The organism is Uniformispora flossi (assembly GCF_049534875.1).
Lineage (GTDB): Bacteria > Actinomycetota > Actinomycetes > Streptomycetales > Streptomycetaceae > Yinghuangia > Yinghuangia aomiensis.
Window position 1 is genome coordinate 93,497 of sequence record NZ_JBMULZ010000024.1, and the last position, 16,732, is coordinate 110,228.

At 66.8% G+C, this 16,732-nt stretch carries 10 protein-coding genes and 1 tRNA gene; 7 read left to right on the forward strand and 4 right to left on the reverse strand.

Translation table 11 applies throughout. The features are described from left to right. Nucleotides 1-40 precede the first annotated feature (40 nt). From ACPA54_RS34735 to ACPA54_RS34750, 4 genes are all read right to left on the reverse strand, one after another. A complete protein-coding gene (locus ACPA54_RS34735) occupies nucleotides 41-616 on the reverse strand; it encodes a DUF6461 domain-containing protein (RefSeq protein WP_423535873.1) in 576 nt (191 codons plus the stop codon). A gap of 348 nt (nucleotides 617-964) precedes the next feature. Continuing rightward, nucleotides 965-1,858, reverse strand: coding sequence for a hypothetical protein (locus ACPA54_RS34740; RefSeq protein WP_423535874.1), 894 nt, complete (start codon nucleotides 1,856-1,858; stop codon nucleotides 965-967). Further along, nucleotides 1,855-4,485 carry a WD40 repeat domain-containing protein gene (locus ACPA54_RS34745; protein WP_423535876.1) on the reverse strand — a complete coding sequence of 877 codons (2,631 nt, stop codon included), beginning with the start codon at nucleotides 4,483-4,485 and terminating at the stop codon, nucleotides 1,855-1,857. Before ACPA54_RS34745 ends, ACPA54_RS34740 begins: the two co-directional genes overlap by 4 nt. Beyond that, a complete protein-coding gene (locus tag ACPA54_RS34750) occupies nucleotides 4,482-7,286 on the reverse strand; it encodes a caspase family protein (RefSeq protein ID WP_423535878.1) in 2,805 nt (934 codons plus the stop codon). Before ACPA54_RS34750 ends, ACPA54_RS34745 begins: the two co-directional genes overlap by 4 nt. Before the next feature lie 739 nt (nucleotides 7,287-8,025). On the opposite strand from ACPA54_RS34750, the gene ACPA54_RS34755 reads away from it, so the two are divergent. The 7 genes from ACPA54_RS34755 to ACPA54_RS34785 all read left to right on the forward strand — a co-directional run bounded on the left by ACPA54_RS34755 (nucleotide 8,026) and on the right by ACPA54_RS34785 (nucleotide 16,437). Continuing rightward, nucleotides 8,026-10,755, forward strand: coding sequence for an AAA domain-containing protein (locus ACPA54_RS34755; protein ID WP_423535880.1), 2,730 nt, complete (start codon nucleotides 8,026-8,028; stop codon nucleotides 10,753-10,755). Further along, the gene (locus tag ACPA54_RS34760; protein WP_423535881.1) at nucleotides 10,658-12,712 is read left to right on the forward strand and encodes an AAA domain-containing protein; all 2,055 of its coding nucleotides are present in this window, start codon (nucleotides 10,658-10,660) and stop codon (nucleotides 12,710-12,712) included. Before ACPA54_RS34755 ends, ACPA54_RS34760 begins: the two co-directional genes overlap by 98 nt. Then, nucleotides 12,709-13,590 carry a hypothetical protein gene (locus ACPA54_RS34765; RefSeq protein WP_423535883.1) on the forward strand — a complete coding sequence of 294 codons (882 nt, stop codon included), beginning with the start codon at nucleotides 12,709-12,711 and terminating at the stop codon, nucleotides 13,588-13,590. Before ACPA54_RS34760 ends, ACPA54_RS34765 begins: the two co-directional genes overlap by 4 nt. Before the next feature lie 294 nt (nucleotides 13,591-13,884). Continuing rightward, nucleotides 13,885-13,981: transfer RNA gene (locus ACPA54_RS34770), tRNA-Pro, on the forward strand. Nucleotides 13,982-14,432: 451 nt separating this feature from the next. Next, nucleotides 14,433-14,828 (forward strand): hypothetical protein, encoded by a 396-nt coding sequence (locus ACPA54_RS34775; protein ID WP_423535885.1) that lies wholly within the window; start codon nucleotides 14,433-14,435, stop codon nucleotides 14,826-14,828. 353 nt (nucleotides 14,829-15,181) lie between these two features. Beyond that, nucleotides 15,182-15,565: a VOC family protein gene (locus ACPA54_RS34780; protein ID WP_423535887.1), complete on the forward strand. Its 384-nt coding sequence runs from the start codon at nucleotides 15,182-15,184 to the stop codon at nucleotides 15,563-15,565. Then, complete coding sequence (locus tag ACPA54_RS34785) at nucleotides 15,562-16,437, forward strand: sigma-70 family RNA polymerase sigma factor (RefSeq protein ID WP_423535888.1); 876 nt, start codon at nucleotides 15,562-15,564, stop codon at nucleotides 16,435-16,437. The genes ACPA54_RS34780 and ACPA54_RS34785 overlap by 4 nt, the downstream gene beginning before the upstream one ends. Nucleotides 16,438-16,732: the final 295 nt, after the last annotated feature.

The window sequence follows — 16,732 nt, forward strand, 5'->3', positions numbered from 1 at the left end:
CTACGTCATGCCGCTACTGCACGGCCGTGAGCAGGGACGATCAAAGGACCAGGTGTCCGGAGAAGCGGCGGACCACGGTCCGAGCGCGTTCTGCGAAGACGTGCGGGTGGAAGCGGACACCGGTGACGGTTTCAACGAGGGCCATCGTCATCGAGCCCCAGTGCCCAATGGGTGCGCAGCCATCGACGACAGGGTCTCCGATCTCGTCGTCGTAGTCGTCCAGGTCGTGGTCGTCGGGGGCCGGGGCGAGGCCGATGCGGCGCATGTCCGAGGCGAGCCGGTCCGGATGCAGGCCTTCGCGGTCGCCGGGTGCCACCGCGTCGAAGTACGTCCACAGCACACCGTCGACGAAATGCCGGAACCGGCAGTGGGCCAGGATGTTCCGGTTGAACATGACCACCTCGGTGCCGGCGGACAGCAGACGCACGGGCTCCTCCACGAACGCATCGAAGCCGCCCGGCTCGAACGCCAACGTCCAACCCCCGCCCAGGTCGCGGACACTCAGCAGGTCCTCGGCATCCTCCTGGTTCGCGCGCTCCTCGTCGTTCATCAACCGCGCCAAGGCCGGATCCGCCCCCAGACGCCGGATCACTTCGGCGGGTGCGAGCGTTTTCACGAAAACCAGGCTCCCGTACGGCACTGGGTCTCTGCCGCCGTCAAGCCAGGAATACACCTCGTGCCCGGGCAACGCGTGGATGTCGGCCATGCCGGGGAAGTATGCCGCAACGCTCCGACACGCCTCCGCCCATTGCCTCACGACCAGCGCCGTCCCTGTGGTGGTCGAATACTCGACTACCTGCTCTAGCCTCGGATCATGTGGGCCGTCGGTACTCGTTGAGCACCCCTCCGAGGACTCGGCGAGGGCATATCCGGTCGGGCCGTGCCGGGAACGCGAGCACGTTCGGGTCGTCGTCGGCTGGGTCCTAGCGGTGCAGGTCGCTCCGAGCTCACGCGCGTGGTGGTGTCACGCCAGTGCATCGGCCACCGCACGTCCGGTCGCTGCGGCCCGCAGATAGGGCCGGACGTCGTGGGCCTTGGCGCCATTGTGGACGAGACCATCCGCGACCCCCGCCCCGGTCAGTACCGAACTCTTGAGATCGGAGGCCAGCGGGAACGGGAACAACGGGCGCAACTCCTTGACCAGTGCCACGACATCGCCGTGATCGGAGAGATTGGTCCACCGGGTGACAGATGGCGGCCATGCACCCTGGCCGTCCACCGGAACGGGGCGTAGGCGATCAAAGATCAGGTTCCGGATGCCGAGCGGGGAACCCAGCGTAACGAGCGCGCCGTCGGCGGACAGCGGCTGTGCGAACAGCGACTCGTAGGCGACGATGGTGCCTAGGGAATGCGCGACGACGACGCGAGTGCCGTCGTTGATGGCTTCGCCGGCGCGTTCCAGGATCCGGTTCCGGGTCTGCTGATGCGTGAGATAGAGCCGCACCTGACGCAGACTGAAGATCAGCGCGCGCTCGGCGATGCCGGCGAAGAACTCGGACTGGCTAAGTGCGTCGAGCGCACGTTGCAGCATGCGCGGGGTACGAAGCCGCGTCGCGGCGTCCGGCCCGGGTACGGACGGATCCGCGGTGGCCGCCGTGGCCCACCACTGGAGCAATAGTTCCCGCTCCAACTCGTCTTCGATATCGTCCACATCGAGGTCCGGGGTGCCCGGGCCTCGGCTGCCTCGGGTCTTGAAGACGTCCCCGTAGAAGACCATGGCGATGTCGTGGTCTCGGATCTCGAAGTCTCTGCCCGCATGGCGGATGCCTTCGCGCAGCGCAGCCGCCCAGGCGTTTCTAAGGGTGTCGGGGTCGGCGTGCTGCTGACCGATACCGTGGATGAACACCAGGCGGCTCACAGCGCGCACTCGGCGGGCAGGTTGAGTTGCAGGGCGATAGGGCCCATAGCGGTGGCGACGCAGAGGATGCCGGAGGACGCGAAGGCGATGTCGTTGGTGTTCGCTTCCAAGGAGATCTCGGCCAGGATCCGCCCTGTGGTCAGGTCGCAAACTCGGACCAGGCCGGCAACGTCCGCGATGAATCCAAGAATGCTGTCGCCGTGCTGCTCCAGAAGCAGGGACTGTATGGAATCGTCGTGGCTTGGTGGACAGACGTCGGTCCGGATGCCTGTCTGGGCATCCCACAGCCGGAGTTCGCCGTTTTCATCGCCGGCAAGGACCAGGTCCGGTGCACTGTCCGACGTGCTGCTCAGGGCGACGGCGGTGAACGCGCTGTCGATCTGTATCAAGGGCTCTCCGATGGGCTGACCGCGCTTCAAGTCCCAGAGGCGGACGGTGCCGTCCTGCGCCGCGGTTGCCACCGTGGGAAGTGCGGAGCGGGTACCGATTGCGACCGACCTGATCCAGTTCGTGTGGCCGACCATCGCTGGGCCCAGGGGTTCCCCGGATCGCAGGTCCCATGCACGTAGTGCTGAGTCGTCACCGCCGCTCACCGCGATGGGTTCGCCTCGTGTGTCATCGGCCACAACGGAACGCGCCCAGTCTGTATGGCCGTCAAGTATGGAGATTTCCCGGGTATCCGCCCGGATCAGCTGGACGGCGCCTCGAGTGTTGCGCGTACCGGCCAAGACCAGGTGCTGGTCGTCGACTCGTGTGACGGCCAGGCTGAGGACGTGATCGCGCAGAGGCAGATGCGGCGCCGTCTGGCGCCCGGTCGCGAGCTCGTGAAATCGAATCGCGGAATCGGAGCTGCCCGTAACTGCCACCGCCGCGCCTTCAAGCGCGCCGACGGCGATGGCGGCGCAGCTGTTGGATCCCGCTCCCAAGGGTTCGCCGACCGGGGTGAGCGTCGATGTATCCCAGACACGGATGTAATTGGCTGAACTGACGATCAAGCCCAGCGTCTGACCTGTCGGTGCCATGGAGAGCAGCGGACGAGGGTAGAGCGTTGACAGAGGAAGGGGCCGACCGATCTCCGTCCCCTGGTCGAGGTCCCACAATCGGACCGTATCGTCGAGGGAAGCGGTCGCCACGGTCGTGCGATCCGAGGTGCTGTAGAGCGTCGCGCTTGCCACGCGTTCTGTGTGCCCCAGCAGCGCCTTCCCGTACGGCTTGCCGGTTCGAACGTCCCAGGCTTGTACCGCGTTAGTGCCACGTGCCACCAGCACGACCGGCCGTCCGCGGACGATAAACACCCCATGGACGTTCAGCGTGCCCCGGGGGCCGACAATATCCGCGGCAGACAGGGTCGCATCCAGAACGTACTGCCCACGGTCGGGATCGTATTTCCAGAAGAAGGCGGAGAATTCAGTGCCTACAACGATGCTGTCCGCCCCGTCCACGTGCCCCACTGCGAGGTCGATGACGTCACCCTGGTGACCAGTCAGCACGGGGAAGGCGAGATCGCCGTGGAGACTCCACACACAGACGGTGCCGTCGCGGCTACCGCTCACGATCCGCACATCGTCAGGCGTGTGTGCAAAGGCGACGGCGGAGACCTCGTTGGTGTGACCAACCATCGGACGTTCGAGCTCGCGACTGGTGGACAGGTCCCACAGCCGCACTGTCGTGTCAGAGCTGCCAGTGACTGCCAAGCTGCGCTCACCGATCGTCGCCACGTCCACTGCGGTCACCGCGCCCGTGTGACCGGCCAGGACGGCGCCGAACTTGTGAGGTGCAGCGAGATCCCAGACGCGCGCGGTGGTGTCGTCGCTCCCGGTAATGCATAGCGACCGGCCTGGGCCGTGATTCGCGGCGAGCGACTGCACACTGCCTGAGTGTCCGGATTCCGGCTTGTCGGCTGATAGGTCCCATACGCGGACCGTCCGGTCGCGCCCGGCAGTAAGGACGACGGAGCGGCCGCCGACGCGCCCGAGTGCCGCGTCCCTGATGTCGTCGGAGTGTCCACTCAGTGGCGGACCGATCTGTCGATGGGTGCGCAAGTCCCAGAGCCGGGCATCCAGAAGGGCGGAGGTGAGGAGCACCGGGGCGTCGTCGACGACGCCCATCGCGACGGACTGGACCTGCGGCTGCATGCCACCCGCCACGATCAGGGGGTCGCCGAGCTGCTTCTGCGTTTGCAGGTCCCATACGGCGACCGTGCCGTCGGCTGACCCGGTGACCACAATCGGCCGCGAGCTGAGCTCACCGAGAGCGACAGTCGTGATTGGTTGACGGTGGCCCGCAAGTGGTTCGCCAATGGGCTGGGCAGTACGCAGATCCCAGATGCGTGCCCTGTTGTCCTCACCTCCGGTCACCGCGATGTCTCGCCCGTGTAGTTCGCCGACGGCGACCGCGAGAACCGACCGGCGGTGCTGGGCGAAGGGTTTGCCCACCACCATCCCGGTGGCAAGGTCCCAAACGCGTGCGGTCCCGTCACGGCTCGCCGTGACGACGTAGGTGCCGTCGGCGAAACGCTCAACGGCGACATCGGTGATGGTGTTCGTATGCCCGCTGAGTGCGGGTCGTAGTTCCAGTCCGGTGGACAGGTCCCAGACTCGGGCGGCAGCGTCCTGGCCACCCGTCACCGCGATCGAGTAGTCGTGGATTCCCCGGTGGCGACAGCCGTCACAGCAGAATGACCGGACAGGGGTGGACCGATCGGCTGCTGGGTGGTCAGGTCCCAAATACGTGCAGTGCCATCAGCGCTGCCGGTGACCGCGACCGCGCGGCCGTCAAGATCGCCGAACGTCACCGCGTCGACAGACTGCTTGTGTCCGACGAGACGACGGTGCACTCCGACTTGGGACCACACCGCCCAACGTGCCGACCACGGAAGATCGACGCCGAGCTTGTCGATACGATCAGCCAACGTGTCGGCGCCGCAACGGCGTGCGGAGAGTTGCAGGTACGCGGCCCGGTCCCGGAGTGAGGCGGCGGCGTTCATTCGGTGGGACATCTGCTCGTACGCGTTCCGTGCCGCTTGGGCGCGCGGGTCGCCGAGGTCGGCCAGCGCGCGCAAAAGCGTCACGGGATCGGCGGCGAGGAGAAAACCCGGGTCGTCCAGAAGTTCCGGGAGTCGGGCAGCTGCCGCCGCGTGAGTCGCCAGGTACGCCCGCACATAGTGCGGTGCCTCGAGCCAGTCCCGGTCCCCGGAATCGGCCAGCGCCACCAGCCCGATCAGCGCGTCAACGATCCGTTCTTGGATGGCGACGCCGTCAACAGCCACGTCGGCCCGAAGATGCTCGGTCAACGACTGGTGGTACAACCGGTACACCGAACGGCCTTGCTCCGTCACCTCGGCGATGTATGCCCCGGCCGCCTTGAGAACCCAGGTGATGTCGTCATCACCGACCGGCACTCCCGAAAGGGCCGTGGCCAGCTCACGCCATACCTGGACCCGCGGGAGCCCCTGTCCCTCGGCGAAGGCGAGGGGGGTCAACAGGCGCCGCACCCGCTCCTCGTCGGTGCCGAATCGCATGAGGTAATCGTCGAGGGCCTGTCCGATCTCGCTCGGAAGACCGTCTTCCCAGGCAGCCTGGGACACGTCCATGACCTCGTCGGCCGTGCGCAGGCTCCGCGCCGTCATGCGTGCGACCAGGAAGACCCCGGTCGCACGGTCGGCCACTGCTTGGCCGACCACCGCTGCAAGCGCCGATTGGTCGCGATAAGGGGTGCGGATGTCTGGCTCGTGTGCGGCGAGGAGTACGCGGGTGACGTATCCGGCGACGGCGTTGTCGTCGCGGTAATCGCAGTCGTCGATGTCAAGGACAGTAAATGATGACCCCAGGCTGACGACCAGCTCGCGGCGCGTGCCAACTAACAGCCTGACTCCAGGAATCTCCGACATCGGGCGCAGCAACTCACGTGCGATGCGGCGTGGTTCACCCCTTCCACCCGTGTCCGCTGCGGTTCCAGAACCCGCTTCGTCGAGCGCGTCCACCACGACGACCAACGGCTGCCCGTCGGGCGGGCGACTACTGATCTCGCGCAGCAGCCCAGCGGCGCTCTCCACTTGGTGGCCCAAACAATGCGCCAGACGGTCGACGACCTCTTCGAGGCGCTTGTGCCGGGCATGCACGGCGGCGTGCACGGATCCTTCAGGAGGGATGGTCGACGGCGGGGACTGCGCGTCGTGCCCGGAGCGATAGCTGCCACTTGCCTGTGCCACGATCCTGCCCAGGACTGCGGACTTCCCCGAGCCGGGGCCGCCGGTAACGATACGACCGCGCCCGTCCCCGTCCGGGGCGGTCATCCACCGCACAAGCTCCGTGAGGACGTTCGTCCGACCACTGAAGTACATCCCCTGCTCGGATTCGAACTCCACGCCTCGGGATCGGGGCCCGAAATGGTCGTAGAGGTCCCTCTCGTACGGCACGGACTCGGCGAGCCGGTGCTGGAGTTCGAGGTCAGTCCCTTGAGGCGGGAGCACCCTCCGGTGCTGGGGGTTGGGGAGGAAGGGAGCCAGGCCGGTGACCAGCCCACCCGTCAATTCGGCGGTCTGCGAAGCCTGTCGCGCGCGGAAGAGCTGGTTGACGACGTCGACGACGTCCGTGAGGTCCAGGAACTGCTGCCGCTGGCTGGCTCGTGCCGAGACTGCGGCGAGGGCCTGGGGCAGCACCTCGGCGAACGTCCCGTCCACCGCTTCTTGTTTGGCGCGACACGAGGAAAGGCACCACAAGCCCGTGCCGGACTTTGCGCTGCTCAGGCGGCGCGTGGCCTGCCGTAGCGCGTAGCCGGCGGCGTCGGCGGCACCGACTCCGCCGTGGCAGGTGTCGAGAATCAACAAGAGATTCTGCAGCTTTGTCCCGAGGAGGATGCGGGCGACGTCCTCGGTGGCGAGGGCTGTGGCGGCGAGGTCATCCTCGTCGGTGTCGTAGCACAACAAGTAATGGCGGTCGCGTTCTTCGGTCATGCCATGGCCGGCGAAGTAGAAGACGACGACGTCCCGCTCGCCGAGGCCGACGTCGCGAGACCAGTAGCTAAGTTTTGTGCGGATGTTCTCGGCCGAGGCATAGTCGCCGGCGCCCGGGAGCGCCAACTCGTATCCAAAGTCCTGCATCAGCGAGCCGATGCTTGCGCCGTCGCGACGGGCGTGCTGCAGCTGGTCGGCATCCGAAAGATGGCGGTATCGATCAACCGTCACGCTGATGAAGAAGTGCCGCCCGTTGGACTGGTCCGCCTGCGCCATCACCTGTTGGATCTCCCCCGAACTGTGCGCGAGTAGACCATTGTTGCTGATGATCAAGGACGGTCGCAGCCCGGCCGTCAAGGAGGAGGAGCGGATTTTGTCGGCCGCGACGTCGGTGTGCGGACGATGCCCTGTCAGCGGCAGCGCCGGTCGGAGCGGGGTGTTGCGTTGCGGCCGGTTCAGGGTGCGGTCGGCCAAGTTATCTGTTTGGGGCGTCCGCGAGATCTGCCGGGACCTTGGCTGCGCTTCGGACTCGTCGAGGGCGGCGTCCACCGGAGACCTGGAACTCACCGACGAAGACGTCCACATCTACCAGGGAGTCTGGAACAGACCGAACAGGGGTGCCGAGTGACGTGTGCGGTGACGAAGCAAGCGGCGAACACGACTGGTGCGGGTGCCGCGTCCTAGTGACTGTATCCGGGGAGTCCCAGGGGCGAGGTGAGCGGTCGATGGGGGGCGGCGACCTTGTCGGGCAGCACCGCGCAGAAGAAGCCGCCGCCAGCCGGCCGGAGTCGCAGGGGAAGGTCGACGTCCTTCCGGTGTCCATGGCATAGGCGGTGACCTCAGGTTGGTCGACGATGGCTGCACGGTGGAACAGGGTGAGCGGACCCAGGCAGAGGCTTTGCCGCCCGAAGCGCATCGCGTACTCCGCTGCAGAGAAGCGGACGTGTCGATGACCAGAGCTGCGAGCTGCGCGTGCCGACCTGCCGGGGGCAAAGGCGTTCTCGGGAGCCGCGGCACATGTAGTCGCGGCCAGGTTGTCGAGGACCGAGTTCCACTGGGGTGAGTCGGTCCTAGTCTGGCGCACCTGACCAAACACCGCGTTGATTCAGTCGGAAACCATGCAGTTTTCGTCATTCTCGGTGAGGCCGTTGCTGCGATTCCTTCCCACCCTCATCCTGGAGCGTTCGTCACCAACCGAGGGAAGAAGGTGACTGTGGCGCATCGTGCCGCGAGCGATCCCGAGGTCATCGGGCAGACAGCCGGCCTTATCGGCTTCCTGAAGGAAGTCGTGAAGAGCAGCCATCAACGTCTGCGTGATGATCGCAAGGCCCGAGAACGGGTGTGGCTGGCTGACCTGCCCGGCGCTGTGCGGCAGCCAACGGGCCGCGTAGACGGTGTGTTGCTCGTGCTCGACCACGTTCCGCAAACTGCGCCGCCGCCGTTGCCGGAACTGCTGGACGGCTGGGTGACCGCGGAGCGGTGCCAGGATGCCGACGGCGGCGATCCGCCCTTGGCCAGTTTGGGGCCAAGGCGCGAGCTCCTGCAGGCATCAGACGGTCGTGAGCAATGGGAGGAGGCGGCGGACGGGACTGTTCGCCGCGAAGACGCAGCCGAAGTGCTGCGGGCCTACGGCCCGTGGCTTGAGCGGTGGCGTCGTTGGGCAGCGCGGGAGCGGGCGGAGCGGGCGCTTCGGGCGCTGTACGAGCAGGTCTATCACTGGCATCAGAAACTGACGCAGCAGGACGATCAACTCGAACTTGTACTGGCCGTTGGTCTCTTGACGTGGTCCGACCCGCGCGGTGACACCGTCCACCGCCACCTGCTCACCCATAGGGTCGAAACCTCGGTGGAGCGCAAGACCGCCCGGCTCACGGTCCGACTCACGGCCGAAGGTGCGGTTCGGTTGGAGGACCAGGCCTTCCTCGACACCGACGATGGCTGGGCTCCCGAGCGTTCGGCGGCACTCTCCGAAGAGATCACGGCGTTGTCGCTGCATCCGCTCGGTACGGAGGCACTAGACCAGCTTGCCCAATGGCAGGAGCGGGTCCTTCAACGGCCCGTGGCCTTCAGCGCCGAGTGGCAGCCACCTCGAATGCCGGAGGTCGGCGCACGTCTCACCTACGCGCCGGCGTTCGTGCTGCGTCCGCGTGACCGCAACGCTCTGCTGGGCGTCTACGACAAGATCGCCGACACCGTTGCCTCTGAGGCCTACGCGCCTCTCGGGCTCGCCCAACTGGTTTTGCCGTTGAGCGCTGAGGAGAGGGCGAACTGGGCTCCTTGCGACATGCCGCCCCTCTTCGGGGATGACCCGCTCTTTCCCGGTAAGACCAATGAACGGCAACGCAGCGTGCTGCGGCGTCTGGAAAACGATTCAGGTGTCGTGGTGCAGGGGCCACCTGGTACCGGTAAGACGCACACCATCGCGAACCTGGTCTCTGCTCTACTCGCGCAAGGCCAGCGGGTCCTCGTGACGAGCGCACGTGATCAAGCCCTGACCGTGCTGCGCGACAAACTGCCCCCAGCCGTGCGAGACCTGTGCGTTCTCCTGCTGAGCTCCGCACGTCGGGACGGGGCGAGCGAATTGGAGCGCACGATTAGCGCCCTGACCGACCAGGTCGCCGCGAGCGACCCTGAGCAGCTTCGGGACGAGATCCGTCGGCTGTCCGCGCGCCGCGACGAGGTCCGGGGGAGGATCAACACACTCACCGAACAGGTGATCGCGCTCCGCGAGGCGGAGGTCTATCGTCACCCGGAGATCGCCCCGGGCTACAGCGGCACACTCGCCGAAATTGTGCAACGTGTCCGCGACCTCGAGGAACGCCATGCGTGGATTGGCATGGTCCCTGATTTGGGGGAAGCGTCCACTCGTCCTCCGCTGGCTCCCGCGCAAGCGATGGAACTGTTGAGTCTGCTGCGGGACGGTGCAGGGGAGCCGCGGCTGGGCGGCGTCGTGCCACCGCCGGAGACCCTCCCTTCTCCGGATGACCTGGCTCGGACGTGCGCCTCGAGCCGCGTCAATGACACCGGTCTGTCTGTTGAAGCTGTAAGTCTCCGTGACGAGCTCGCGAGGCTTGATGCGCGCGTCACCCAAGAGCTGACTGCGCTCGCGGCTGCCGGCCACACAGCCCTACATCACATCGGCTTGGCGCTGTCACCCAACCAGGGAGCGGATGAGGGTGGGTGGACTGCCAAGGCTTTGTCGGACCGTCTTGCCCGTGACAACCGCATGCTGTGGCGTCGTGTCTCCGAGGTGGAAGGTCAACTCGCCGCCGCGTTCCGTCAGATGGATGACCTCGGGACGAAGCGCGTCATCCTGCCCGAAGACCTGTCCGCTGAGCATGCCGACACGATGCTCCACACCGCCTCTGCCCTGCGCGAGCATCTCGCCTCCGGTGGCAAGCTGCGGTCGCGTGGCGGCTTCCTGGCGGCCAAGGCGCAGAAAGCCGCCCGGGAGGTGCTGGACACCTGCACGGTGAGCGGTCATAGGCCCGCCACGATCGAAGATCTCGATACTGTCCTCGTCTGCTTGCGAGCCCACTCGGTCGTCGCCGCAGTCGCGAAGCGGTGGGATCAGGCTGGTGCTCCCATACCTGAGGGACCGGTAGAACTTCGCCTGGCGGCCTTGGCCGAGGCGTACGCACGTCTCAAGCACGTGGATGCGTTCGGCGAAGCCCGCGAGCGCATCGACGCATGCCTTGTGCACCATGGTTTGCACGTCACCCTCACTTCTCGGCGGGCCTGGCAGAACTTCACGAGCGCACTGGCAGCCCTCTCGGAACGGCGAGCGGCGGACGAGGCCATGGCTCGCCTGGCTGGCTGGGAGCTACAGCTGCGCACACCTGTCGATGGACCCCACAGCACAGGCGAAGCGCTGGCCGCAGCACAGGCGAAGCGCTGGCCGCAGCACAGGCGAAGCGCTGGCCGCAGCACAGGCGATCCGTGACCAGGACGTCGACCGCTACGCCAAGGAACTCGAGCGGGTGCGCACGGCCCACTACAGCGAGCAGCGTCGGCGCCGATGCGCCGCACTCCTGGACAACGTACGCCGCGCCCACCCCCTGTTCGCCGACCAATTGACACTCCACGTCGGCGACCCGGCGTGGGAGGAGCGCTTGGGCTCACTGGCCGAAGCATGGGCTTGGGCGACGGCTTCGGCATTCGTACGTGGTCGGCGCGCGCCAGGGCGCGAGCGACAACTCGAAGGCGAGCTGGCCGAGTGTGAGAGGAATCTCGAAACTGTGACCGGCGAACTCGCGGCCACATGCGGACGATTGCACTGCCTGTCGCGGATGACTCAGGAGCAGCGCTCGGCGCTTCAGGCGTACCGGGAGCACATGGCCTCGTACGGCAAAGGCAAAGGCCGTAATGCAGGCCGCTACCGGGCCGCGGCACACGACGCCATGAGGATGGCGCAAGGAGCGGTGCCTGCTTGGGTCATGCCCATTGCGCAAGTCGCTGAAATGGTGCAGCCGAGGCGCGATGCGTTCGACGTGGTCATCATCGATGAAGCCAGCCAGGCCGGCATGGACGCGCTGTTTCTGTTGTGGCTCGCTCCTCGCGTGATCGTCGTCGGGGACGACAAGCAATGCGCACCCCCGCTCAGCGGTATGGGCCGCGTTCAGGCGATCCAAGATCGCTTGATCTCGCATATGCCGGATATGCCTCCCATGCTTCGTCAGCTCTACACCCCAGCCACCAACCTCTACGGGTTGCTCTCGACCTTCTTCCCGAAGGTGATCCGACTGGAGGAGCACTTTCGCTGCATGCCCGAGATCATCGGCTGGTCGTCCCAGACCTTCTACAACAAGAGGCTGCAGCCACTGCGCCAGTACGGCGGCGAGCGCCTCGACCCGCTGGTGACGCGCTTCGTCGAAGGAGCAGTCACCAAGGGGCGGGACAGCCGCTTGCACAACCCGAGGGAGGCAGAAGCGATCGTCGACTGCGTGGCCAGGCTGGTCGAGGATCCGGCGTACAAGGACAAGACCATCGGTGTCATCGCTCTCCAAGGCCCGGTCGGACAGGTCAAGTTACTGGAACGACTCATCAACGAACGCATTCCCGCTCCGGTGCGTGAACACCACCAGATCCAAGTGGGCAACCCGGCGTCGTTCCAGGGCGACGAACGGCACGTGATCCTGCTGTCGATGGTAGTCACAGACCCGCCGCGCATTATGGGAGGCGCCCTGAGCGAACGGCGGTCGTACAATGTCGCCGCGTCACGTGCCCAGGATCAGATGTGGCTGTTTTACTCCGTCCCGCCGGACCGACTCAAGACAGACGACCTGCGGCAGAACCTGCTCGGCTACATGCAGAACCCGCCCGCCGCGTTGGCCACTGCGGACGACCTGGGGGCGGTGGCGAGTGACGTCCTCCAAGCCCCCTTCGAATCGCTCTTCGAGCAACGGGTCTACCTGCGCTTGAAGGAGCGCGGGTATCACGTCGTCCCGCAGCACCCGGCCGGCGGCAAACGCATCGACCTCGTGGTTGTCGGAGCACGTCGGCGCTTGGCGGTGGAATGCGACGGGCACCGGTTCCACTCAACTCTGGACCAGATCCGGTACGACCAGCAGCGCGACCGCGAACTCCAACGGGTGGGATGGACGTTCTGGCGCATTCGCGAGAGCGACTTCCGATTCGACCCCGACGAGGCTTTGGTCGGCCTGTGGGATGAACTCGACCGCCTGGAAATCCAGCCGGCGACATTCGAGTCCACCGGTAGCCCGCATGCCTCGGCTTCTTCCACGCCTGACGCGCAGTGGACCCCACTAGACCTTTCAGTCGATGACGGCGCGCCCGAGGATCCGGAGGAATCCCCGGATGACCTGGCAGCGACCGACGCGATCAGCGCAACCGACGCATGTCTCGACGACCACACCGACAGCGCGAAAGGCTCGGCATGAGCGCGCAATCCCCGCTCAGCGTTCTGGACGTCAACACCCTTGAGGAGATCGCTCGCGTCATCTGCGGCGATGACCACCTTTACTACCGCAGAGGCTTCGAGATCGCCCGCTTCTTCGAACGCGCCGGCTGGCAGCGAGTCCCGGAGTACGACGGCGAATACCGCAGGGAATGGACGCTCGAGCGGCTCACCGAGCGCCGCGAGGATGCCATGGAGTTGGAGAAGGTCCTACTCCGCCTCGCTGACGCGCGCGAATACCTGGACGAGCCCGAGCTGTTGCCGGTCGTGACCTCCGCGGTCAACGCCTTCCTCGTCCACGAGGGAGTACGCCTGGAGAATCCCGCAGGCCGCCCCCGCCTCGTGCCATGTGACCCTTGCCTCACCCATCCGGGCAGCCACGGGCCGGTCGAACTCAGAGCAGCCATGACAGACCTCATCAGCGAAGCAGGAATGGCCAGACTTCTCCAGCATCGTTTGGACGAGGCGCGCACGTGCTACGTGAACGGAGCACACGTTGCGGCCATCATCATGCTCGGCAGCCTCTTGGAAGGCGTCCTGGTCCACGTGGTCCAGGAACGCGACCCGTCACTGCTGGTGGGCAAAGCGAGTCCTGACAAGGTCTCCCTGGATGTGCTGATCAAGGTGAGCCATGACGCGGGCTGGATCGGGGCCGATGTCGAGCGCTTTTGCCACGAGTTGCGCAAGTATCGCAACTTCGTCCATCCGCGTGCCGAGATCCGCGAGGCCCACGTACCAGACCGAGACACGCTGGACATGTGCTGGCCGGTGGTCAACGCCGTCCTCAACGACCTCGTCGAGTTCCGGGTCGACGGGGTCCGACCCAAGGTCAGCCCGGCGCGGACGGATCGCGGGTGGTAATCCTGCGCGCCCGACCGGGGCCGCACAGATTGGAGGCCACCTTCTCTGTGAGGGAGCGGCCTCCTCGTTGTCACGCGGCGTGGTGGCCTCAACCTGACGCAGCCTGGCCGGCGCCACGAGAAGACCTCGGCGGGAGGCGCGCGTAGCCTGGATCAGTAGGCGATTGCGCCTCGCGCCGTGGGTTCCCATGCAGACTGATGCGCAGTCGATGTGACGGTATGTCACTGGCCTTGGGGACCACGGCGGGACCACACGGTGTGCGCACACTAGGGCGAAATGCATGCAAGCGAACGTCGGTGCGTGAGGCTGCAAGTTTCAGAACTGCCTTGATACCAAACGTTCTTGACTGGGGGTCAAGGGGTCGCAGGTTCAAATCCTGTCGTCCCGACCAGCGTTTACGCAGGTCGGAGGCCGTTCTCTCCATACGGAGGGGACGGCCTTTTCGGTGTCTGGGGGCTTGGTGGTCGCAGGGTGGTCGCATTCCGGCGCCGGCCGCTGAGCCCCGTTCAGGAACTCTCCGTCGAACAAGGTGAGATCAGCCGCCCCGACTCCTCTGGCTGCGCCCTTTGGTGGTCGCAGGGTGGTCGCGTGCTCGAACGGGGGCCGAGCAGCAGCGCGGCGGGGGTCCATCAAATCGGTGACTCTCTCTTCGGATCGAACATGACCTGGTGCTGAGCGGTCCTCCTTGCCAGACGTTCACCGGGCGGGTTGTGCGCCGGTCGAGTCGCGCGACGATGGAGGCCTCGGGGCACGCGCACCCGAGGGGGCAGCGATGCCGCAGAGCGTATGGACCGGACTGATCAGAGGAGCGCCTGCTGCTGGTCATCCCGGAACTCGCCGACGTGCTCAGCCGGATCGTCGCCCGGGTCCGCGACGTCGACGGAGCGGTGCCCGCGGTGCCTGCCTACGACACCCACGAGAAGGTCTGGCTGCCGCCGATGCCGTGGCTGTTCCAGTACCCCCGCGGGGGCGAGCACCGCAGGATGACCCCGCAGAACATCCGCCGGATCCTCCACCGCGCCGTGGCCGGACTTGACCGGCGCCGACGGGAACCTGCGCCTGACCACCGGCACCGCCGACCACACCGCCGAGGTGACCATCACCGGCGACCGCCCCTCGCCGCCGGCGACACCCTCGCCTTCCGCCTGACCTCCAACGCCGGACCGGTCATCCCCACCGACATCACCCTCAACGGCCGCGCCGTACCCCTCACCACCGCACAGCCCGAAAACGCATAACCCGCACCACCGCCGCACACCGGCGCGCGCGGAACCGCGTGGGGCTCCTGCCTCCGACCGGAGGCAGGAGCCCACGCCGCGCGACGCGTGGTTTTGTTCACGACAACCAGCAACGGTGCGAGGCGGATTCTGGTGCACCCCGATGTGCGCCGAGGCCCATGTTCATGACTTTCAGAGACACGGCGAAGCCCCGGGCCGCCGCGGAAAGGTCCGGGCCACCGGAGGGCTCGCGCCCTGATGGTGCCGCCGAGCCGCGCCGAACTGGTCTTGTTACCTTCTCGCATCCGCGTCCGTCATATGTGCGACGGCCGATGACGAGTGGCCGTCGCACCCATGAGTGAATCGAGGACAGGATGCTGAGCACCATCATGTACGTGACGGTGTACGTCACCGATCAGGACCGCGCGCTGAAGTTCTACACCGAGGGCCTCGGTCTGGAGAAGCGGCTCGACTTCCCGGGGCCGGAGGGACGCTTCCTCACCGTCGGCGTCCCGAACAGCCCGGTGCAGATACTCCTGTGGTCGAACGCGGCCGTTGCAGGACAGCCGGGCGAGGACGGCGTGCCCGGGCCGCTGATCCTCGAATCCGACGACCTGCGCACGGACTTCGATGCCATGCGTCGACGCGGTGTCCCCTTCGAGGACGCGGAGCCCGTGGACTACCCGTTCGGTGTCCGCGCCGAGGCGGTGGACCCGGACGGCAACCGGATCTCGCTGCGTCAGCCCAAGCAGCCGTGACCGCCGACCCGTCCAGCCTGGTGGCCGAGGTGTTCGAGGGCCAGCGCGACCGGCTGCGGGCGGTTGCCTACCGCGTGCTCGGATCGCACGCGGACGCCGAGGACGTGGTCCAGGAGGCGTGGCTGCGCCTCGTCCGCCAGGATCAGGCGGCCATCGACAACCTGGCGGGGTGGCTGACCACCGTGGTCGGCCGCCTCAGCCTGGACCTCCTCCGCTCCAGGCGGGCCCACCCCGAAACCGCATACGAGCACGAGTTCGCGAACCTCGTGGTCACGCCCGACGGCGAGCCCACGCCGGAGGAGCGGGTGGCGCTGGCCGACTCGGTCGGCGTCGCCCTGCTCGTCGTGCTCGACTCTCTGACCCCGGGCGAGCGGGTCGCGTTGGTCCTGCACGACATGTTCGGGGTCTCGTTCCAGGAGATCGGGCAGATCCTGGGCAAGTCCGCGGACGCCACGAAGATGACCGCGAGCCGTGCCCGCCGGAAGGTCCGCGGCACGGACCGGCCGACCGGCTCGGGCCGCGAACACCGTGAGGTCATCCAGGCGTTCAGCGATGCCGCGCTGGGTGGTGACTTCGAGGGGCTGCTGCGTGTGCTGGACCCGAACGTGAAACTGACGGTCGACACCCCCGGCGGTGTGGTCGTCACCCTCGGCGCCACCAAGGTCGCCGCCGGCGCCCGCATGTTCTCCGGGAAGGCCGCGCGCGTCGTCGCCGTACGGGTGAACGACCTCCCCGGCCACATGTCCTGGCGCACCGACGGAACCCCGTTGTCCGTCATCGCCTTCGGCGTCCACGGAGATCGGATCGCCCGCATCCACATCGTCATCGACCCGGCCAAGCTCACCGCGATCGGATTGTCCGCGCCAGCGTGACCGAGCGTCTCGTGCCCACCTCGCCGACGACAGCCGTGCCCACCCCCTGGCCCTTCGGGTCACTGCAGGCCGAAGGGCGATGCCCCGACATCGCAGCCACGCCCCCGTCCTGTCTCCACGTCGCCCGCCAGCCGCGGGTGTTTCCAGGACTCGTGAACATCCCAGCGCCCGCGGCCGCCCAAGCGTTCCCAGAACTGTGGTGAGCTTGATCCGATTTGACGGACACCGTCGTTGTGGTGGTCAGGCCGCGAGTGCGGCTTCGTATTCGACGGGTGTGCGGTAGCCGAGGCTGCTG